The sequence below is a fragment of the Chromobacterium vaccinii genome (assembly GCF_001855275.1).
GTDB classification, from domain to species: Bacteria; Pseudomonadota; Gammaproteobacteria; order Burkholderiales; family Chromobacteriaceae; genus Chromobacterium; species Chromobacterium vaccinii.
Genome location: NZ_CP017707.1, coordinates 2,650,022 through 2,667,707, shown reverse-complemented (window position 1 = coordinate 2,667,707; position 17,686 = coordinate 2,650,022). Strand labels below are relative to the sequence as shown.

Genomic DNA, 17,686 nt, shown 5'->3' with positions numbered 1-17,686 from the left:
TCTAAAGACAATTGCCGCGCATCAGACCCTGGCCGTTTATTCAGGGCCAGCTTGCTTCGGCAGGGGAACGAAGCTATATTTACATGTAAAGATTCTTTATGTGAAGATAATTGCTGGATTGAACGACTTCCATCTGGCGCGAAGGCCGCCCAGCGCGGCGGGAGCAGAGTGTGAAAACAGCGGTACGCGGCGATGCGCTGACTTTCCGGGGCAATCCGTTCCGGGAAGCCGAGCGCGATTGCCTGGTGTTCCAGCGCGACGCGCTGGTGGTGATGGAAAACGGACGCATCGCGGCCTGGGGCCCGGCGGCCGGACTGCTGCCGTCGCTGCCGCCGGACGCGCGGATCGAACACTATCCCGACCACTTGATCCTGCCGGGCTTCATCGATTGCCACGTCCATTATCCGCAGACCGAGATGATGGCCGCCTTCGGCGAACAGTTGTTGGACTGGCTGAACCATTACACCTTCGTCACCGAGCAGGGCTTCGCCGACGCGGATCACGCGCGCGAAGTGTCGCGGGTGTTTCTCGGCGAACAGCTGCGCAACGGCGTCACCACCGGCTGCGTGTTCGGCACCGTCCACGCCGCGTCGGTGGACGCGTTGTTCGAAGAGGCGTCCCGCCACGATCTGCGCATTCTGGCCGGCAAGGTGTGCATGGACCGCAACGCGCCGGCCGCGCTGCTGGACACGCCGCTGATCGCTTACGAGGAGTCGCGCGCGCTGATCGAGCGCTGGCATGGCAAGGGACGCGCCGAGTATGTGATCACGCCGCGCTTCGCGCCGACCTCCAGCCACGGCCAGCTGGAAATGCTGGGGGCGCTGGCGGCGGAGTTTCCCGACATCGCCATCCAATCGCATATTGCCGAGAATCTGGACGAGATCGCCTGGGTCCGCCAGCTGTTCCCCGGCTGCCGCGATTACGCCGGCGTCTACCAGCGCTATGGTTTGCTGCGGCCGCGCGCGATCTACGGCCACGGGGTGCATCTGTCTGACGCTGAACTAGAGATGCTGCATGACAGCGGCGCCTCGCTGGCGCATTGTCCGACATCCAATTTCTTCCTCGGCTCCGGCAGCCTGAACCTGCGCCGCTGCGTCGAGTCGGAGAAGCCGGTCAAGCTGGGGCTGGGCACCGACCTGGGGGCCGGCACCAGTTTCTCGATGTTGCAGACGATGAACGCCGCCTACATGGCGTCGCAGACCCACGGCAAGCCGCTGACCGCGGCCCAGGCTTTCTATCTGGCCACCCGCGGCGGCGCGGAGGCGCTGGGCATCGCGGACAAGGTGGGCGGCATCGAGGCGGGCATGGAGGCCGATCTGGCGGTGCTGGACCTGCGCTCCACCCCGCTGCTGGATTTCCGCATGCGCCATGTCCGCGACCTGTCCGAGGCGCTGTTCGTGCAGATGATGCTGGGCGACGACCGCGCGATCGCCGCGACCTACGCAGCCGGCGCGGCGGTGTACCGCAGGGGCGAGCGCTGAGTGCGGAAGGCCGGTCGCCGTTGGGTTGTGGATAAGTTGGAAGGCGGCGCGCCGCTGTGGATAAGCCGGCCGGCATCATGACAAGTGTTCTTACGCATTTCTTATCGCGATAGTCCGATGTATACCGTAGCGGATGCGGCTTGCCATTCCGGCCGCCGCCGTAGGCTACGGAGGTTCCATGTACCCCTGGTTCTGGATTTTCGCGCCGCAGATCCATCTGCCGTTCAGCGGCGGTGTGCAGCAGGATATCGATCCATCAAGCAACTGGAGCGGATTGCCGCCGCCATCCCTCGGATCGCGGCAGCGGGATTGGCTCCCCTACCTGCAGGCGCTGGACACCTTGATCGGCTATCACGGCATTCAGCCGCAACCGAGCTGGGGGCCGGATCAGATGGCCGCGCTGGATAGGCTGAAACAGTGGCGGGACAGCCTGGGGCAGGCCGGCGAACGGGTTCTCCAGCTGCCGGCGATGCCTGACAGTCCTGATGGCTTCATTGCCGCATCGCCACCGCCACCCGGGTGAAGGCGTTCATCAACGCGATGGCCAGGGTCAGATCGGCGATTTCCGCGTCGCTGAAATGCTCGCGCAGCGGCTGGAAAACGCTGTCCGGCGCGCGGGTTTCGCCTATCCGGGTCACCGCCTCGGTCCAGGCGATGGCGGCCGCCTCGCGGGGGCTTAGCGTATCCGCCACGTCCCATCCAGCCAGCGTGTCCAGTTTTTCCTGGTTTTCGCCGCGGCGGCGCAGCGCCTGGCTATGCAGCTTCAGGCAGAAGGCGCAGCCGTTGAGCTGAGCAACGCGCAGGTAAGCCAGCTCGACTAGCGGCAGCCCCAAGCTGCTTTCCGCCAGCGCGTTCTTGCAGGCGAGCAGCCCCTGGTAGGCCTTGGGCGACAGCTGGGCATAGTCGATTCTCATGATTTCATCCTCTCGGTTTCAGCGCTGGCCGGCAGCCGGCGGCAGGGGCGCGCCTGTTCAGCAGGCGCAGGGTCAGTTTCTGCACGGCCGGCGTCAGCAGCAGCACCGAGCCCAGCGCCACGGGCCAGGCTTCGGCGAAGGCGAGCAGCCACCAGCCGGCAAAGCCCGAATGAAGTCCGTGATTCAGGGCGGTGAACCAGGCAGTCATCACCAGAGACATCGCCGCCGACATCAGCGAAGAGAACAGCAGGCGTTGGCGTAGGGCGGGGCTCATGGCGCGCTCCATTCGGGTTAGCGATGAGGCGAGTCTATTCAAAAGCGCATTATGAAAATAGAATCAAAAAATCAATATCAAATTCCATTTTTGCAATCATGTTGGATGATCTGGACTTGTTTGTGGCGATCGTGGACGCCGGCAGCCTCAGCGCAGCGGCCGGCCGGCTGCGAATGCCGGCCCCGACGCTGACGCGTCGCCTGCAGGCGCTGGAGGCGCGGCTGGGCTGCAAGCTGCTGAGCCGCAGCGCGCGCCGGCTGGCGCCGACCAATGAGGGTTGGCAGTACTACGAGCGCTGCAAGCCGCTGTTGGCGGCGCTGCGGCAGGAGACGGCGTCGCTGGACGGGGCCTTGAACCGGGTGGAAGGGGCAGTAAGGCTGCTGGCGCCGCTGAGCATGGCCAACGACATGCTGGTGCCGGTGTGGGCTAGCCTGCTGCGCGAGCATCCGCGGCTCCGGCTGGAGTTGAAGCTGAGCAACAGCCTGGATGATTTATACAGCGGCATGGCCGATCTGGCCTTGAGGGTGGGAGAGCAGTCGGACGCCTCGCTGCGGCAGCGCAGGCTGGGCGAGGTGCGGACCATACTGACGGCGTCGCCCGCCTATCTGGCCGCGCATGGCGCGCCCGAGCGGCCAGCGGACCTGGCCGCGCATCGCTTGTTGCTGGCTGAGCCATTCCAGCACTGGAAGCTGCGGCGGCGGGACAGCGGCGAGGAGGCGGCCTGGCCGGCCGAGCCGGGCCTGCTGGCCAACGACATGCTGCTGACGCGCCGGCTGGCCGAGGGCGGCGTCGGCATCGCGGTCAGCCCGCTCAGCATCTGCCATCGGCAGCTGGCGGATGGCCGTCTGGTCCGGGTGCTGGAAGAGTGGGAGATCGCCACCCGGCCGGTCTACGCCGTGTGGCCGGAGCGGCGCGCCTTGCCGGCGCGGGTGCGCGCGGTGCTGGACGCGTTGTTGGAATTTTCCGAGGATCTGCCGCAACTGCGCGGCTGACAAGCATCGGCGTGCGTTCGAGGCCGGGCGCGCCAATGCATGCCGCGCTTACTTTCCGCCGCGCGGCGGCTTGGGCAGCAGCTCCAGCCGGGTGCCGGACAGGCGGTCGTGCAGGTGGCGGCGGTCCTTGTCGTAATAGCGGGCCAGGAAGGGCAGCAGCCACCAGATCAGCGCCAGCCATTTCGCCGCCGGATGGTCGCCGTAGCTGCGCTGCCATCCCAGGTAGGAGATCACCGGCAGGCCGACGAACAGCATCGCCGCGACGGCGAAGCGCATCAGAGATTGCTGCCAGTTCAGTAGCCGGCCGTCGGCGGTCACCAGCCGGATGTGCCAGGTTTTCATCGCGGCGGTCTGGCCGCCGCGGGTCCAGCAGTAGCCGAAGTAGGCGAACAGCACGCCGGCGGCGGTCAGCTGGATCAGACTGTGCAGCAGCCAGGAATCCTGGCCCAGCGCCAGCTGCAGCGGGGTGATCGCGGCGCTGGTGATCAGCAGCATGGCGACGATCAGCAGCGATTCATAGAACAGGCTGGCCAGGCAGCGGGCGAGGCCGGGAGTGGCGTTATCGGTCATGGGGAGGAGGCGAGTGGTTTGGCGTCGCGCGAGCGCAGCCGGCTCAGCGCCTGTTCGCGCTGGGCTGGGGGCAGTTGCTGCAGCTTCTTCCAGTTGGCGCGGATTTCGTCGCGCTGGGGCTCGCTCAGCTCGGTCCAGGCCTTCAGCCGGCGTTGCAGCCGCTGCTGTTGGCCGGATGTCAGCTCGGCGAAGCGCGGAACGATGGTCAGCAGATCCTGCTTCTTGTCGGGCGCGTAGCGGTTCCAGTCGGCGGCCAGCGGCGCCAGCACCTGCTGCTGCTCGCTGTTCAGTTGTTCCCAGCGCGGATCCGCCAGAGGGGAGGAATGGACGAAGTTTGGAATCAGCAGGCCGGTCAGGCAGATCGCCTTGGCCAGCCATCCGGCCTTATTCATGCAACCCCCGGCTGAAATGCGGCTCCAGCAAGGAATCCAACGGCAGGTCCTGGGACAGCACGGTGGCGTCCACCGCGTCGGTTTCGGCCATCAGGCCTTCCACCAGCATCAGGCCGACGCCGGTGACAACGGCGAAACCCAGGGCGGCGCTGCCGCGCTTCAGCAGCAGGGTGTGGCGTTGCGCCCAGAGCAGGATTTTCTCCTGCAGGCCGCAGTTTTCGGCGGCGCGCTGTTCGAAGCGGCGCATCGCGGCGGCGCGCGCGTCCCTCAGGCGGGCAAGCTGCCGGGGCGTCGGATCGGAATGGGGATTGTCCAGTATGCGGGCGATATGGACGGGCAAATGGTCCCCCTGCCCGTCATTGGCGTGTTTCATAGCAAAACTCCCTTCTGCGCAAGAATGGCCGCCAGGGTGTGGTTGGCGCGCGAGCAGTGCGTTTTCACGCTGCCCTCGGAGCAACCCATGACCAGAGCGGTTTCGGCAACATCCAGTCCTTCCCAGTAACGCAGCAGAAACGCTTCGCGTTGACGGGCGGGCAGTAGTTGCAGCGACGCGTCTATCATCAGCGCCACTTCCTTGCGTTGGTACCACTGCTCCGGATTGGTGTGCGCCTCGTCGGCGGCGACATCCAGCGTTTCGAGCGGGTCGAGGGAGTCGTCTTCGGCGTGGGTGGGGATCAGCGACGACAGCAGCGTGCTGACGAAGCTGCGCACCTTGCTGCGCCGGTAGTGGTCGCGGATGGTGTTCTGCAAGATGCGCTGGAAGATCAGCGGCAGCTCGTGCGCGGGCGCGTGCGCGTAGCGGTCGGCCAGCTTCATCATCGAGTCCTGCACGATGTCGAGCGCATTGTCTTCATGCCGAACCGCGTACAGCGCCTGCTTGAAGGCGCGCTTCTCCACCGACTCGAGGAAGTCGGCCATTTCCTTGCGGCTTGCCATCTGTGCATTTCAGGTTGATGCCAACCAAAGATGGTAGCAGAGCATGATTCACTAGGCTAGTGGCAGTTTTTCTTCTGAAATAACCGTGGCTTAGCGGTATTTTGCACCTGCACAAAATCACTTGACCGTACTTTGAGCAATACGCTAAGGTCTTTGAGCAAACGGGATGAAATCAACACGAAATAGAGGCGATATGCAGATATCGGGCGCCGAAATAGTAGTCCGCTGCCTGCAGGAAGAGGGGGTCGAATTCGTCTTCGGCTACCCAGGGGGCGCAGTACTGGAAATCTACGATGCCATCTTCCGACAGGACAAATTCAAACATGTGCTGGTGAGGCATGAACAGGCGGCTGTCCACGCCGCCGACGCCTATTCCCGCTCCAGCGACAAGGTGGGCGTGGCGCTGGTGACCTCCGGTCCCGGCGCGACCAATGCCGTGACCGGCATCGCCACCGCCTACATGGACTCCATCCCGATGGTGGTGATCTCGGGCCAGGTGCCTTCTCCGGCCATCGGCCTGGACGCGTTCCAGGAAGTGGACATGGTGGGCATCACCCGTCCCTGTGTGAAGCACAACTTCCTGGTCAAGGACGTGAACGAGATCGCCGCGACCATCAAGAAGGCGTTCTACATCGCCATGAGCGGCCGTCCCGGCCCGGTGGTGGTGGATATCCCCAAGGACATTACCCAGGCGCGCGCCGAGTTCCGCTATCCGGACAGCGTGCACATCCGCTCTTACGTGCCGGCCACCCGCGGGCACAGCGGACAGATCAAGAAGGCAGTGAACCTGCTGCTTGAGGCCAAGCGTCCTTATATCTATGTCGGCGGCGGCGCGGTGCAGGGCCGCGCCGAGGCCGAGGTGACCGAGCTGGTGCGGTCCCTGAACCTGCCGTGCACCAACACGCTGATGGGTTTGGGCGCCTATCCGGGCTCGGATCGCCAGTTCCTGGGCATGCTTGGCATGCACGGCACCTACGAAGCCAATATGGCGATGCAGTACTGCGACGTGCTGATCGCCGTGGGCGCGCGCTTCGACGACCGCGTGATCAGCGTGCCGTCGCACTTCCTCGGCCAGGCCAAGAAGATCATCCACATCGACGTCGATCCGTCGTCGATCTCCAAGCGCGTCAAGGCCGACATACCCATCGTCGGCGACGTCAAGCTGGTGCTGCGCGAGATGCTGGACCAGCTCAAGCAATCCGGCCAGAAGCCGGATGGCTCGGCGCTGAACCAGTGGTGGAAGCAGATCGAGGAATGGCGCGGACACGACTGTCTGCTGTATACGCCGTCCGACGAGCTGATCAAGCCGCAGATGGTGGTGCAGACGCTGTATGACATCACCGGCGGCCAGGCCATCGTCACCTCCGACGTCGGCCAGCACCAGATGTGGGCGGCGCAGTACTACAAGTTCGACCGGCCCAAGCAATGGCTGAATTCCGGCGGCCTCGGCACCATGGGCTTCGGCCTGCCGGCGGCCATCGGCGCGCAGCTGGCCAACCCCAACGCCCAGGTGGCCTGCATCACCGGCGAGGGTTCGATCCAGATGAACATCCAGGAGCTGTCCACCGCCAAGCAGTACCACACGCCGGTGAAGGTGGTGGCGCTGAACAACCGCTACCTGGGCATGGTGCGCCAGTGGCAGGAGTTCTTCTACGGCACCCGCTACTCCGAGTCCTACATGGACGCGCTGCCGGACTTCGTCAAGATCGCCGAGGCTTACGGCCATGTCGGCTTCAAGGTGGAGAATCCGGCCGATGTGGAGCCGGTGCTGCGCGAGGCGTTCAGCGACAAGCTGAAGGAGCGCCTGGTGTTCCTGGACTTCCGCACCGACCAGTCGGAGAACGTGTTCCCGATGATCCAGAACGGCAAGGGCCTGGATCAGATGGACCTGCCGGCGCACATGCGCGCCATCCAGCAGGTGCCTTTCGAGAACAACCGTGACTACGGCAATATGTGCTAAGGCGGCCGGCATGCGACACATCTTATCCATACTTCTGGAAAACGAGGCGGGCGCGCTGTCGCGCGTCGTCGGGCTGTTTTCGGCCCGCGCCTACAACATCGATTCGCTGACAGTGTCCACCACCGAGGACCCGACATTGTCGCGGATGACCATCGTCACCCACGGTTCCGACGAAGTCATCGAGCAGATCACCAAGCAGCTCAACAAGCTGATCGAGGTGGTCAAGGTGATAGACCTCAACGAATCCGAGCACATCGAACGCGAGATGATGCTGATCAAGGTCCGCGCCGTAGGCAAGGACCGCGAGGAGATGAAGCGGATGGCCGACATCTTCCGCGGACGCATCATCGACGTGACGGAAAAGACTTACACCATCGAGCTGACTGGTACGAGCGACAAGCTCGGCGCCTTTATCGAGGCGGTGGACCGCACAGTGATCCTGGAAACGGTCCGTACCGGCGCATCCGGCATCGGTCGAGGCGAGCGGGTTCTGAAAATCTGAGCTGGACTGCAAGTCCCTTAGCAAACAAATACCAAGGATAAAGAAATGAAAGTTTATTACGACAAAGACGCCGACCTCTCCATCATCAAGAGCAAGAAAGTGGCCATCATCGGCTACGGCTCGCAGGGCCATGCGCACGCGCAGAACCTGAAGGAGTCGGGCGTCGACGTCGTCGTCGGCCTGCGCAAGGACGGCGCGTCGTGGAAGAAGGCCGAAACAGCCGGCCACAAGGTCAAGGAAGTGGCCGAGGCGGTGAAGAAGGCCGACGTGGTGATGATCCTGCTGCCGGACGAATCCCAACCGGACGTCTACCACAAGGACATCGCGCCCAACCTGAAGAAGGGCGCGGCGCTGGCCTTCGCCCACGGCTTCAACATCCATTACAACCAGATCGTGCCGCCGGCCGACGTCGACGTGATCATGGTGGCCCCGAAGGGCCCGGGCCACACCGTGCGCTCCGAGTACCTGAAGGGCGGCGGCGTGCCGACGCTGATCGCCGTCTACCAGGACAAGTCCGGCAAGGCGCGCGACGTGGCGCTGTCCTATGCGGCGGCCAACGGCGGCACCAAGGGTGGCGTGATCGAGACCAACTTCCGCGAGGAAACCGAGACCGACCTGTTCGGCGAGCAGGCCGTGCTGTGCGGCGGCGCCGTCGAGCTGGTGAAGGCCGGCTTCGAGACGCTGGTGGAAGCCGGCTACGCGCCGGAAATGGCCTACTTCGAGTGTCTGCACGAGCTGAAGCTGATCGTCGACCTGATGTACGAAGGCGGCATCGCCAACATGAACTACTCGATCTCCAACAACGCGGAGTACGGCGAGTACGTGACCGGCCCGGAAGTGGTGACCTCGCAGACCAAGGAAGCGATGAAGAAGGCGCTGTACCGCATCCAGAGCGGCGAGTACGCCAAGATGTTCATCCTGGAAGGCAAGACCAACTACCCGGCGATGACCGCCCGCCGCCGCCTGACCGCCGCGCACCCGATCGAGAAGGTCGGCGCCGAGCTGCGCGCGATGATGCCGTGGATCGCCAAGAACAAGCTGGTGGACCAGTCCAAGAACTGATCGATCAACGGTCTGTTGTCGATGACGAAGCCGGGCGAGAGCCCGGCTTTTTCACGTAAATAACATAAAGAAATAAACTTATAAATAAACTTTGTAGTAAATGTTAGTTTTCATTAATATTGTAGATTCCGAGTAATTGATCTACTGCTGAAAAGCTGTTGAAAACCAAGATAAGTTCATGAAACATCAGATGCATTTGTTGTTATTGGCGGGGGCTGTTTTAGGGTTGTCGGCCTGCTCTTCTTTCAAGGCCACGATCCTGCCGCAGCAGGAAGGCAGCTTTACCGCGGTGGCCACTGCGGCTTCGTACAAGGATGCGGTGGAAAACGCCGTCGGCAAGGCTGGCGAGGTTTGCAAGAAGCAAGACAAGAAGCTGGTCATCCTGGATCGGAAGGAAGAATCCAAAGACCAGGGGGACGGCGAGGTGATGAAGGCGGCGAAAACCGCCGCGGACATCGTGCTCAAGCTGGGCACGCTGGGCATTGTTTCCCGCGGCGGGGATGAGGACTACAAGGTCACGCTGCAGTGCAAGTGCGAGTAAGCTAGGGCATCGCTTCGCGTACGTTCTGTCGGCCTTGGCCAGCGGTTGTGGCTGGCGCGGCTTGGACAAACGGCTGTCCGTATCGCAGTGGGCGCTGCGTACAAAGGACAGCCGTTTTGCGTCCCAATCCGCGGCGCGGCTTTACGACGCCATCGCCTCGCCCAGCCGAACCGGGCTGGCCGCCTGCCATTGCGGATTGAATTTCAGCGGGCCGGCCGGGAACAACAGCACCACGGTGGAGCCCAGCAGGAAGCGGCCCATTTCCTCGCCCTTGGCCAGGCGGATGTCCTGGCCGCGGTAATCCCATTTCTCCAGCGCCGGACGGCGCGGCGGATTGACCACGCCGTGCCAGACGGTGGCCATGCTGCCGACGATGGTGGCGCCCACCAGCACCATCACGAACGGTTGTCCCTGCTCGTCTTCGAATACGCACACCACGCGCTCGTTGCGCGCGAACAGCCGGTCCACGCCGCGCGCGGTGGCGGGATTCACCGAGTACAGCTCGCCGGGCACGTAGGTCATTTCCAGCAGCCTGCCGGCGCAGGGCATGTGGATGCGATGGTAATCGCGCGGGCTGAGGTAGATGGTGGCGAAGTGGCCGTCGGCGAAGCGGGCGGCCAGCTCGGCGTCGCCGGCCAGCAGCGCCGCGGCGCTGTAGTCGCGGCCCTTGGCCTGGAAAATGCGGCCGCTGTCTATCGGGCCCAGCTGGCTGACCGCGCCGTCCACCGGGCAAAGCAGGCGGGCGTCGGCCAGCGGCCGCGCGCCGGGCCGCAGCGCGCGGGTGAAGAAGTCGTTGAAGGTGGCGTAGGCCGCCGGATCGCTGTTGGCGGCTTCGCTCATGTCGACGTGGTAGCGGGCGATGAAACGGCGGATGGCGGCCGTGGTGACGCCGCCGCCCTTCCAGCCGGCGAAGCAGCCTGCCAGCCGGGTCAGCGCCAGTTTGGGCAGGATATGTTGAGACAGCACGAACAGGCGCTCGGACACGGGCATTTCCTGATGATGAGTTTAACCGCCCATTATATCGCAGCTAAGCGGGGCTGGCCCGCCGTCCGCCGATGACGCGGCGCTTTCGCGCGGGCCACGCCGATTTCACCTGATGGCCGAGCGCGCGACAGAAAGCGCCGCAGCCATCCGGCGCCGCTCTGAATGGCGGGCCGCCAGCGTGCGCCTTGGCGACGATAGCCGCGCGTTTCGGCTGGATCAGAAATGGTAGCCCATGCCGATGGACACTTCCCGGATATGCTCGTTGAAATAAGCGAGGTCCGAGTTGGAGCGGCCATAGTTGCCGCTGAGAAAGGCGGACCAGGCCTTGGCGCCGAACAGGTTTTTCCGGGTCAGGCCCAGGCTGAGCAAAGCGTTGCGGCTATCCGCTTTCTGGCCGGAGAAGACCGGATTGCCGGCTTGATAGCGGGTGCGAAGCGCGACGAGCGAGGTCGTGGCGTCCCAGTCCGCGCCTTGGTAGGCGTAAGCCAATTGAACCCCGTAGCGTCGGGTGCTCATCGCCTTGCCGTCCAGATCCGCGCGCGCGTATATCAGGCCAGGGGACAGCGTATGCGCGCCCTGGTTGTCCAATTTCCAGGCATAAGCGGCTTGGACGCCGTAGTTGTTGCCATTGCGCTGCAGCAGGGCTTGATTGGCCAGCGTCAAGCCTTGCGCCTGTCCGCTTTGCTCATTGCCCAGCTTTTGCCTGGCATAGCTGAAGTTGGCGCTGAACGGCGTATTCAGGATGTTCGACCAGCCTAGCGCCAGACCCGCGCTTTTCAGCTTGCCGTCCTGGCGGGCGACATTCAAGGCATAGGGGTCCAGCCATACTTCGCTCTCGCCATAAGTCAGCGCCGCCGACACCGCGCCGGCTTGCGGCAGTTGCTGGCGCACGCCGAACTGCATGCCGCCTCCCGCAGCGAAGGAGGTGGTGTTGGAAGGAGAGATGAAGAGCCGGGTGCCAGTGCCGGCGAAGCCATAGCTCCATTCGCCTTCGAACAGGGGGGCGGTGCCGGATTGCGAAGCCGGCGATTGCGTCAGGCTGGCGGCGCTGGAGCGGCCGTCGTTCGGCGCCTTGAGGTAATTGCTGGCCAGTTGATAGTGGCTGACGCCTAGCTGGAAGGTCCCGGAGAAACCGTCTTGTTCATTCTCTGCGGCGACTGCCAGCAAAGGTGCGAGCAGTATCAATACGGCATGATGTTTCATCGGATATTCCTTTGGATGGAGTGAAAAGAGCGGGTCGCCGGGCGGGCAATTCATCCTGGCCTTGGATGGCCAAGCCGATTGTCTGTCTTGAGCGCGCGACCATATACTCCATGGCCAGCGCAAAGAGAGGGCATCCCGTTCGCATGGCGCAAGTATGCGTATGCCAACCTTTTGCTAAGCCAAAGATTGTCGCGGTGAAAACGAAAATGCATCTATTGATTGTTGAGGATGACTTGGACCTGGGGCGGGCTTTGCAGGCCGCGTTGAAAGCCGAAGCGGTGACGACCGAATGGGTGCGCCAGCTGGCGGATGCGGACGCACTGTTCGAGCCGGACCGGTTCGATTGCGTATTGCTGGACTTGGGTCTGCCGGACGGCAGCGGTTTGGCATTGTTGCGCGCCTGGCGGGCCAGGCAGATCGCCGTGCCGGTGATCATGATCACGGCCAGCGCCGATTTGAACGATAAATTGGCGGGTTTGGATGATGGCGCCGACGATTATCTGTGCAAGCCGTTCGCGGTGTCGGAAATGGTGTCGAGAGTGCGGGCGGTATGCCGCCGCAGCGCCCGCCAGGCCAGCGAAGTCTGGAGCCTGGGCGCGCTGAGCCTCAAGCCCCGCGTGCACTTGGCTTGGCTGGACGGCCTGGCGTTGGACTTGTCGCCTCGCGAATTCCGATTATTGGTGGAACTGGCGCGCGATCCTGGCCGCATCGTGTCGAAGACGGTGCTGGGGCAACGCCTGGAGCCGCTTGGCGATATTGTCGACGGCGCGACGATAGAGGTGCACTTGTCCAATCTGCGCCGCAAGATAGGCGCCGAACGCATCCGCACCGTGCGCGGCGTGGGCTATCAATATGTGGTTTAAGCGGCTGGCGGACGGTTTGGCGCCGTCGCTGACGAGGCGGGTGTTGCTGGCTTTGTTGCTGGCTTTCGCCTTGATATGGCTGGCGCTGGTCGGGCGGGAATACCAGGAGTCGAGGTCGTCGGAATCCCGCCGCCAAGTTTTGTGGAGAGTGACCGATCTGCTTTCCGAGGTGCTGTCGCCTGGCGGAATGGAGCAAAATCGGCAAGCCTTGCAGACGGCGGATCGCTTATTCAACGCATCGCGGCGCATCAACGTGGCTTCCAAGGTCGAAATCGATCACCCGGGCGATTTGTTGATTTCCGCGCGCACGCGGCAAGGCGAGCGGATCTACGCTTCGCCGGGCGCCCCGGCCACCGCGCTGCCGGCGCGCGATTTGAATAAGGGCGTGGTTCAGCTGAAAGGAAAAGCGTATCGGGTGGCGGAGCGTCTCTATCCCGCTGGATATTTGACTGTGTTCGAACCGCTGATTCCAGACGAGGAAGTGCTGCCTTTCATAACTAAGCAATATATCGCGCCCTTGGTCATTGCTTTTTCGCTAATCCTGCTGCCGCTGTGGCTCGCCATTTCGCGCGGCTTGCTGCCGCTGAGGCGCTTGGCCGATTATCTGAACCGTCGCGCCTCCGATGATTTTTCTCCTTTGTCCATGAGCTTGCCCTACCGGGAGTTGAAGCCCATTGTCCAGGCGCTGGACCAGTTGCTGAGGCGCAGCCGCGACAGCATCGCTCGCGAACGCGCCATCGTGCAGGATGCCGCCCATGAGATGCGCACGCCGTTGGCGGTGATTTCCACGCAGGCGCATGCCTTGGCCCGCGAGGAGGATGCCGAGGCCAGGCAGCAAAACCTGGCCGCTTTGGAGCAGGCGGTGGCCCGGCATTCCCATTTGGTGCAGCAGCTGTTGCGGCTGGCGGCGCTGGAAAGCGTGGAGAGCGAGCGCCGGCAACAGGTCGATCTGGTCGAGGTGACGCGCAATGCCTTGATCGGCTTGTCGCCGCGGGCCGAAGAAAAGGGCATGGAGCTGGAGCTGGAGTCGCCAGATGGCTTGCTGGCCAGCCTGGCCTTGGTTTCCTTCCTCTCGATTGTCGACAATTTACTGTCCAATGCGGTGGCGTATGGCCGAGCCGGCGGTCGCGTCCGGGTGCGGCTTGCCGCCGCCGATGGACGGATAGAGTTGGCGGTGGCGGATGACGGGCCTGGCATCGCCGTCGAGGACAAACCGCATCTGTTCGAGCGCTTTTACCGGGGCAAGGCTGCATCTGCGCCGGGTTCCGGCCTGGGGCTCGCCATTGTTTGGCAGGCGGTGCGGGCGCAAGGCGGCCGCATCCGGATGGCGGAGGGGCTGGAAGGCCGGGGCGTGGCGTTTCATGTCAGCCTGCCCTGGTGGTCGCCAAATTAGATGCTTTGCCACGTTTGTGCGGGCGCCAGAGGGCGCCTTTTTTTACGATTAAATTCTACAATTTGTCTAATAAATAAAGTTAGACATGTCTTGTGACGAATTTGACACAGATTTTTCCTGTCAAATTTGACCTTGTGTCTCATGTTTGAGTAGTCTGGTTCAAAACATGCTGCAGGAGCACATTGATGCAAGTGGATATTGAACGACTGGTCGCGGACTTCGGCGGGCCGAGCCATCTGGCCGACGAACTGAACCGTCTGTTCCCCGACGAGCCGGTGAGCCGCGCAGCGATATACAAATGGAGGGAACGCGGCAGCCTGCCGCTGACCCAGCTGAGCCGGCTGGCGCAGCTGGCCGCCGGACAGGGCAGGCGCTTTGATTTCAACGACTATCTGGTCGGAGAGCCGAACCAGGCGGCAGGGAGAACTATCGACATGGGCGAGCGCCTCTACATTTTCGACACCACCTTGCGCGACGGCGAGCAGTCGCCGGGCGCCTCGATGACCAAGGAAGAGAAAATCCGCATCGCGCGCCAACTGGAGCGCCTGGGCGTGGACATCATCGAAGCCGGCTTCGCCGCCGCCAGCCCCGGCGATTTCGACGCCATCCGCGCGATCGCAGAAACCATCAAGGATTCCACCGTCTGTAGCCTGGCGCGCGCCAACGAGCGCGATGTGCGCGCCGCCGGCGAAGCGATCAAGCCGGCCGCGCGCGGCCGCATCCACACCTTTATCGCCACCAGCCCCATCCACATGGAAAAGAAGCTGCGCATGAGCGCGGACGAGGTGGTGGCGGCTGCGGTGAAGGCGGTGACGATCGCCCGCGAATACACCGACGACGTCGAATTCTCCGCCGAGGACGCCTTGCGTTCCGACATCGACTTCCTGGCCCGCATCTTCGGCGAGGTGATCAAGGCCGGCGCCACCACGCTGAACGTGCCGGACACCGTCGGCTACGCGGTGCCGCGACTGACCGAAGCCTTCTTCCGCGAGCTGATCGCCCGCACCCCGGGCGGCGACAAGGTGGTCTGGTCCGCCCATTGCCACAACGACCTGGGCATGGCGGTGGCCAACAGCCTGGCGGCGGTGCTGGGCGGCGCGCGCCAGGTGGAGTGCACCATCAACGGCCTGGGCGAGCGCGCCGGCAACGCCAGTCTGGAAGAGATCGTGATGGCGGTGAAGACCCGCCGCGACGTGTTCGGCGTGGACAGCCGCGTCGATGCCACGCAGATCGTGCCGGCATCCAAGCTGGTGTCCACCGTCACCGGCTATCCGGTGCAGCCGAACAAGGCCATCGTCGGCGCCAACGCCTTCGCCCACGAGTCCGGCATCCATCAGGACGGCGTGCTGAAACACCGCGAAACCTATGAAATCATGTCGGCCGAATCGGTGGGCTGGAGCGCCAACCGCCTGACTCTGGGCAAATTGTCCGGCCGCAACGCGTTCAAGACCAAGTTGTCCGAGCTGGGCATCGTGCTGGACAGCGAGGAGGCATTGAACGCCGCCTTCGCCCGCTTCAAGGAGCTGGCCGACAAGAAGCGCGAGATCTTCGACGAAGACCTGCACGCGCTGGTGTCCGACGAGATGGTGAACATCGAGCGCGAGGACTACAAGCTGGTGTCGCTTAAAGTGGTCAGCGAAACCGGCGAGCCGCCGTTGGCCAGCATCGTGTTCGTCGAGCACGGCGAGGAGCAGCGCGGCGAGTCCAGCGGCTCCGGCCCGGTGGACGCGGCGTTCAAGGCGATCGAAGCGGTGGTCGACAGCGGCGCCGAGCTGGAGCTGTATTCGGTGAACGCCATCACCAAGGGCACCGAGTCCCAGGGCGAGGTGACGGTGCGCCTGTCGCGCGGCGGCCGCATCGTCAACGGCCAGGGCGCAGACACCGACATCATCGTCGCCAGCGCCAAAGCTTATCTGTCGGCGCTGAACAAGCTGACCGTAGAGGAGAAGGTGAGCGCTCAGGCCGTGGTCTGAGCCGACTGAAGTTTCCCGGCGCGGCGGCTCGTGGCCGCGGGGAGGCGGCAAGGTTTTCCATCCCGTTCTTGTCGTTGCGCCCCGCGGCCCGAGCCGCCAAGCCAAAAGGCTTTCACTCCATCCCGCGTGAAATCCTGCGCAGGCCTATCCGGCCGAAATCATCGCGCCCACGCTCAAAAGGCCGACGGCACGACGCCGACCCACAAGGTCGGCGTTGGCACGTCGAGGGCGCGGTCCCTATCTGCCGCGAAAGCCAGAGCGGCTGCGGCTTGCTATGCCGCCAATGCCGCTTGGGCAGGCTGCAACAGCCTGCGGTAGCCGGCCATTTTCACCCAGTGCGCGATCCACAGCGCGAGAGCGGGGAGCGCGGCCAGCAGATTGACGTAAGGAATGAAGCACAGCACCTGCAAGATCACCAGCGCCAGGCTGATGCCGAAGCCGCCGTCGCCCGGCAACTGCCGCTGCGCCAGCTCTTTGCGCAATGCGCTGGACAGCAGCAGGATGTAGATCATGTACCAGACCAGCCCCAGGCCGGGTATCAGCGCCAGCCAGATCAGGCCGCCGGCCAGCGGACGATGGGTTTCTCCGACGGCGTTCATCGTCTGATGCAGGGTCAGGAAATAGAAGATGCTGACCGCCAGCACCAGAGCGCCCACCACCACCAGCACCATGATGCCCATGCCGGCCAACGCGGCCAAAGCTTCGCTCTCTTTCATGGCGAGTTCCTAAAAAGTTGAGGATTGCGATTTTGGCATGTCGCAAGCAGGCCTTTATCCGGCTACCTGTTCTTTATGCCTATGGGATTGCGCATGCCCCGTTGAAAGCGGAGACCGTGATCGTTGGCGCCGGAAGTATTGAAAGATCGGCGCGGCCTAGTGTAAAACGTCGGTCCCGGCCCGCATTCATTCGGCGTTTGGGCGGGACAACCATAATCGGGAGCGAGCATGAGCCAAGGCTATTTCATCACCGGCACCGACACCGAGATCGGCAAGACCCATTCCGCCGTCGAACTGGTCCGTTCGTATCGAGAGCAGGGCAAGATCGTGTTGGCGATGAAGCCGGTGGCGTCCGGTTGCGAAATTCTGCCAGACGGCGGCTGGTGGAACGACGATGTGGCTAGGCTCGCCGCGGCCACTGGCCAGACCGACCTGGAACTGATGAATCCCTATCGCTTCCTGCCGCCGGTGTCGCCGCACATCGCCGCGCGCGAAGCTGGCGTGGAGATCGAGCTGCCGCGCATCGTCGATCATTGCCGGCGCTTGCGCGAGCAGGCCGACATCGTGCTGGTGGAGGGCGCGGGCGGCTGGCTGGCCCCGCTGTCCGACAGCCTGTTCATGTCGGACATGGCGCAGGCGTTGGCGCTGCCGGTGATCCTGGTGGTGGGCATGCGGCTGGGCTGCATCAACCACGCCTTGCTGACGGCGAAGGCGGTGCGAGACAGCGGGCTGGAGCTGGCTGGCTGGGTGGCCAACTGCGCGCAGCCGCCGCAAGCTGCGTATGCGGAGAACCTGGCCACGCTCAAACGCCATATTCCGGCGCCGCTGCTGCTGGAAATCCCCTACCGGCCGGCTGCCTGAGCGTCTTCCCATGGGCGGCCGCCGCCGCCCATGCCCCGTTCCGCGCGCATTGCGCCGCGTCATGACGCA

General features: G+C 63.8%; 20 protein-coding genes. 11 read left to right on the top strand and 9 right to left on the bottom strand.

Annotated features, from left to right (window positions below):
* Window positions 1-170: 170 nt before the first annotated feature.
* The gene (gene guaD / locus BKX93_RS12455; protein WP_070980046.1) at window positions 171-1,481 is read left to right on the top strand and encodes a guanine deaminase; all 1,311 of its coding nucleotides are present in this window, start codon (window positions 171-173) and stop codon (window positions 1,479-1,481) included.
* Window positions 1,482-1,659: 178 nt separating this feature from the next.
* Window positions 1,660-2,004, top strand: a complete 345-nt coding sequence (locus BKX93_RS12450) for a hypothetical protein (RefSeq protein ID WP_070980044.1) — start codon at window positions 1,660-1,662, stop codon at window positions 2,002-2,004.
* Here the strand turns inward: BKX93_RS12450 and BKX93_RS12445 are convergent.
* Both BKX93_RS12445 and BKX93_RS12440 read right to left on the bottom strand, forming a co-directional pair.
* A complete protein-coding gene (locus BKX93_RS12445) occupies window positions 1,973-2,395 on the bottom strand; it encodes a carboxymuconolactone decarboxylase family protein (protein ID WP_070980042.1) in 423 nt (140 codons plus the stop codon). The two genes, BKX93_RS12450 and BKX93_RS12445, sit on opposite strands and share 32 nt — an antisense overlap.
* A 4-nt stretch (window positions 2,396-2,399) precedes the next feature.
* Complete coding sequence (locus BKX93_RS12440; protein WP_083340683.1) at window positions 2,400-2,669, bottom strand: DUF2798 domain-containing protein; 270 nt, start codon at window positions 2,667-2,669, stop codon at window positions 2,400-2,402.
* 98 nt (window positions 2,670-2,767) lie between these two features.
* Here BKX93_RS12440 and BKX93_RS12435 point away from each other — a divergent pair, with 98 nt between their 5' ends.
* Window positions 2,768-3,661 (top strand): LysR family transcriptional regulator, encoded by an 894-nt coding sequence (locus BKX93_RS12435; protein ID WP_046156270.1) that lies wholly within the window; start codon window positions 2,768-2,770, stop codon window positions 3,659-3,661.
* Window positions 3,662-3,709: 48 nt separating this feature from the next.
* Here the strand turns inward: BKX93_RS12435 and BKX93_RS12430 are convergent, their stop codons facing one another.
* The 4 genes from BKX93_RS12430 to BKX93_RS12415 are packed head-to-tail and all read right to left on the bottom strand — an operon-like array spanning window position 3,710 to window position 5,559.
* On the bottom strand, window positions 3,710-4,231 hold the full coding sequence (locus BKX93_RS12430) for an RDD family protein (protein WP_046156269.1): 522 nt from the start codon (window positions 4,229-4,231) through the stop codon (window positions 3,710-3,712).
* Window positions 4,228-4,623, bottom strand: a complete 396-nt coding sequence (locus BKX93_RS12425; protein WP_070980039.1) for a DUF3106 domain-containing protein — start codon at window positions 4,621-4,623, stop codon at window positions 4,228-4,230. The genes BKX93_RS12430 and BKX93_RS12425 overlap by 4 nt, the downstream gene beginning before the upstream one ends.
* Window positions 4,616-4,996 carry a DUF3619 family protein gene (locus tag BKX93_RS12420; protein ID WP_046167693.1) on the bottom strand — a complete coding sequence of 127 codons (381 nt, stop codon included), beginning with the start codon at window positions 4,994-4,996 and terminating at the stop codon, window positions 4,616-4,618. Before BKX93_RS12420 ends, BKX93_RS12425 begins: the two co-directional genes overlap by 8 nt.
* Window positions 4,993-5,559 (bottom strand): RNA polymerase sigma factor, encoded by a 567-nt coding sequence (locus tag BKX93_RS12415; RefSeq protein WP_021478381.1) that lies wholly within the window; start codon window positions 5,557-5,559, stop codon window positions 4,993-4,995. The genes BKX93_RS12420 and BKX93_RS12415 overlap by 4 nt, the downstream gene beginning before the upstream one ends.
* Before the next feature lie 193 nt (window positions 5,560-5,752).
* Between BKX93_RS12415 and ilvB the strand changes: the two genes are divergently transcribed.
* From ilvB to BKX93_RS12395, 4 genes are all read left to right on the top strand, one after another.
* On the top strand, window positions 5,753-7,519 hold the full coding sequence (ilvB, locus tag BKX93_RS12410) for a biosynthetic-type acetolactate synthase large subunit (protein ID WP_046156267.1): 1,767 nt from the start codon (window positions 5,753-5,755) through the stop codon (window positions 7,517-7,519).
* A 10-nt stretch (window positions 7,520-7,529) separates the two neighbouring features.
* On the top strand, window positions 7,530-8,021 hold the full coding sequence (gene ilvN / locus BKX93_RS12405) for an acetolactate synthase small subunit (protein ID WP_011134142.1): 492 nt from the start codon (window positions 7,530-7,532) through the stop codon (window positions 8,019-8,021).
* Between the two features lie 45 nt (window positions 8,022-8,066).
* Window positions 8,067-9,083, top strand: coding sequence for a ketol-acid reductoisomerase (gene ilvC, locus BKX93_RS12400; protein WP_070980037.1), 1,017 nt, complete (start codon window positions 8,067-8,069; stop codon window positions 9,081-9,083).
* A 178-nt stretch (window positions 9,084-9,261) separates the two neighbouring features.
* Window positions 9,262-9,624, top strand: coding sequence for a hypothetical protein (locus tag BKX93_RS12395; protein ID WP_144408815.1), 363 nt, complete (start codon window positions 9,262-9,264; stop codon window positions 9,622-9,624).
* A 141-nt stretch (window positions 9,625-9,765) separates the two neighbouring features.
* On the opposite strand, the gene asd is transcribed toward BKX93_RS12395, so the two are convergent.
* Both asd and BKX93_RS12385 read right to left on the bottom strand, forming a co-directional pair.
* Window positions 9,766-10,608, bottom strand: a complete 843-nt coding sequence (gene asd / locus BKX93_RS12390; protein ID WP_046167691.1) for an archaetidylserine decarboxylase — start codon at window positions 10,606-10,608, stop codon at window positions 9,766-9,768.
* A gap of 216 nt (window positions 10,609-10,824) precedes the next feature.
* Window positions 10,825-11,811, bottom strand: coding sequence for a DUF2860 family protein (locus BKX93_RS12385; protein WP_070980036.1), 987 nt, complete (start codon window positions 11,809-11,811; stop codon window positions 10,825-10,827).
* 206 nt (window positions 11,812-12,017) lie between these two features.
* On the opposite strand from BKX93_RS12385, the gene BKX93_RS12380 reads away from it, so the two are divergent.
* The 3 genes from BKX93_RS12380 to BKX93_RS12370 all read left to right on the top strand — a co-directional run bounded on the left by BKX93_RS12380 (window position 12,018) and on the right by BKX93_RS12370 (window position 16,040).
* Window positions 12,018-12,674 carry a response regulator gene (locus tag BKX93_RS12380; protein ID WP_046156262.1) on the top strand — a complete coding sequence of 219 codons (657 nt, stop codon included), beginning with the start codon at window positions 12,018-12,020 and terminating at the stop codon, window positions 12,672-12,674.
* Window positions 12,664-14,067: a sensor histidine kinase gene (locus BKX93_RS12375; protein ID WP_070980034.1), complete on the top strand. Its 1,404-nt coding sequence runs from the start codon at window positions 12,664-12,666 to the stop codon at window positions 14,065-14,067. Before BKX93_RS12380 ends, BKX93_RS12375 begins: the two co-directional genes overlap by 11 nt.
* A 185-nt stretch (window positions 14,068-14,252) precedes the next feature.
* A complete protein-coding gene (locus BKX93_RS12370; RefSeq protein WP_070980032.1) occupies window positions 14,253-16,040 on the top strand; it encodes a 2-isopropylmalate synthase in 1,788 nt (595 codons plus the stop codon).
* Window positions 16,041-16,312: 272 nt separating this feature from the next.
* On the opposite strand, the gene BKX93_RS12365 is transcribed toward BKX93_RS12370, so the two are convergent.
* Window positions 16,313-16,756 carry a hypothetical protein gene (locus BKX93_RS12365; protein WP_021478391.1) on the bottom strand — a complete coding sequence of 148 codons (444 nt, stop codon included), beginning with the start codon at window positions 16,754-16,756 and terminating at the stop codon, window positions 16,313-16,315.
* A 228-nt stretch (window positions 16,757-16,984) separates the two neighbouring features.
* On the opposite strand from BKX93_RS12365, the gene bioD reads away from it, so the two are divergent.
* On the top strand, window positions 16,985-17,617 hold the full coding sequence (gene bioD / locus BKX93_RS12360; protein ID WP_070980030.1) for a dethiobiotin synthase: 633 nt from the start codon (window positions 16,985-16,987) through the stop codon (window positions 17,615-17,617).
* Window positions 17,618-17,686: the final 69 nt, after the last annotated feature.

Excerpts from the sequence above, each read along its gene's own strand:
- BKX93_RS12450 (WP_070980044.1), top strand. The coding sequence starts at position 1,660 with ATGTACCCCTGGTTCTGGATTTTCGCGCCGCAGATCCATCTGCCGTTC.
- BKX93_RS12445 (WP_070980042.1), bottom strand. The coding sequence starts at position 2,395 with ATGAGAATCGACTATGCCCAGCTGTCGCCCAAGGCCTACCAGGGGCTG.
- BKX93_RS12440 (WP_083340683.1), bottom strand. The coding sequence starts at position 2,669 with ATGAGCCCCGCCCTACGCCAACGCCTGCTGTTCTCTTCGCTGATGTCG.
- BKX93_RS12435 (WP_046156270.1), top strand. The coding sequence starts at position 2,768 with ATGTTGGATGATCTGGACTTGTTTGTGGCGATCGTGGACGCCGGCAGC.
- BKX93_RS12430 (WP_046156269.1), bottom strand. The coding sequence starts at position 4,231 with ATGACCGATAACGCCACTCCCGGCCTCGCCCGCTGCCTGGCCAGCCTG.
- BKX93_RS12425 (WP_070980039.1), bottom strand. The coding sequence starts at position 4,623 with ATGAATAAGGCCGGATGGCTGGCCAAGGCGATCTGCCTGACCGGCCTG.
- BKX93_RS12420 (WP_046167693.1), bottom strand. The coding sequence starts at position 4,996 with ATGAAACACGCCAATGACGGGCAGGGGGACCATTTGCCCGTCCATATC.
- BKX93_RS12415 (WP_021478381.1), bottom strand. The coding sequence starts at position 5,559 with ATGGCAAGCCGCAAGGAAATGGCCGACTTCCTCGAGTCGGTGGAGAAG.
- ilvB (WP_046156267.1), top strand. The coding sequence starts at position 5,753 with ATGCAGATATCGGGCGCCGAAATAGTAGTCCGCTGCCTGCAGGAAGAG.
- ilvN (WP_011134142.1), top strand. The coding sequence starts at position 7,530 with ATGCGACACATCTTATCCATACTTCTGGAAAACGAGGCGGGCGCGCTG.
- ilvC (WP_070980037.1), top strand. The coding sequence starts at position 8,067 with ATGAAAGTTTATTACGACAAAGACGCCGACCTCTCCATCATCAAGAGC.
- BKX93_RS12395 (WP_144408815.1), top strand. The coding sequence starts at position 9,262 with ATGAAACATCAGATGCATTTGTTGTTATTGGCGGGGGCTGTTTTAGGG.
- BKX93_RS12385 (WP_070980036.1), bottom strand. The coding sequence starts at position 11,811 with ATGAAACATCATGCCGTATTGATACTGCTCGCACCTTTGCTGGCAGTC.
- BKX93_RS12380 (WP_046156262.1), top strand. The coding sequence starts at position 12,018 with ATGCATCTATTGATTGTTGAGGATGACTTGGACCTGGGGCGGGCTTTG.
- BKX93_RS12375 (WP_070980034.1), top strand. The coding sequence starts at position 12,664 with ATGTGGTTTAAGCGGCTGGCGGACGGTTTGGCGCCGTCGCTGACGAGG.
- BKX93_RS12370 (WP_070980032.1), top strand. The coding sequence starts at position 14,253 with ATGCAAGTGGATATTGAACGACTGGTCGCGGACTTCGGCGGGCCGAGC.
- BKX93_RS12365 (WP_021478391.1), bottom strand. The coding sequence starts at position 16,756 with ATGAAAGAGAGCGAAGCTTTGGCCGCGTTGGCCGGCATGGGCATCATG.
- bioD (WP_070980030.1), top strand. The coding sequence starts at position 16,985 with ATGAGCCAAGGCTATTTCATCACCGGCACCGACACCGAGATCGGCAAG.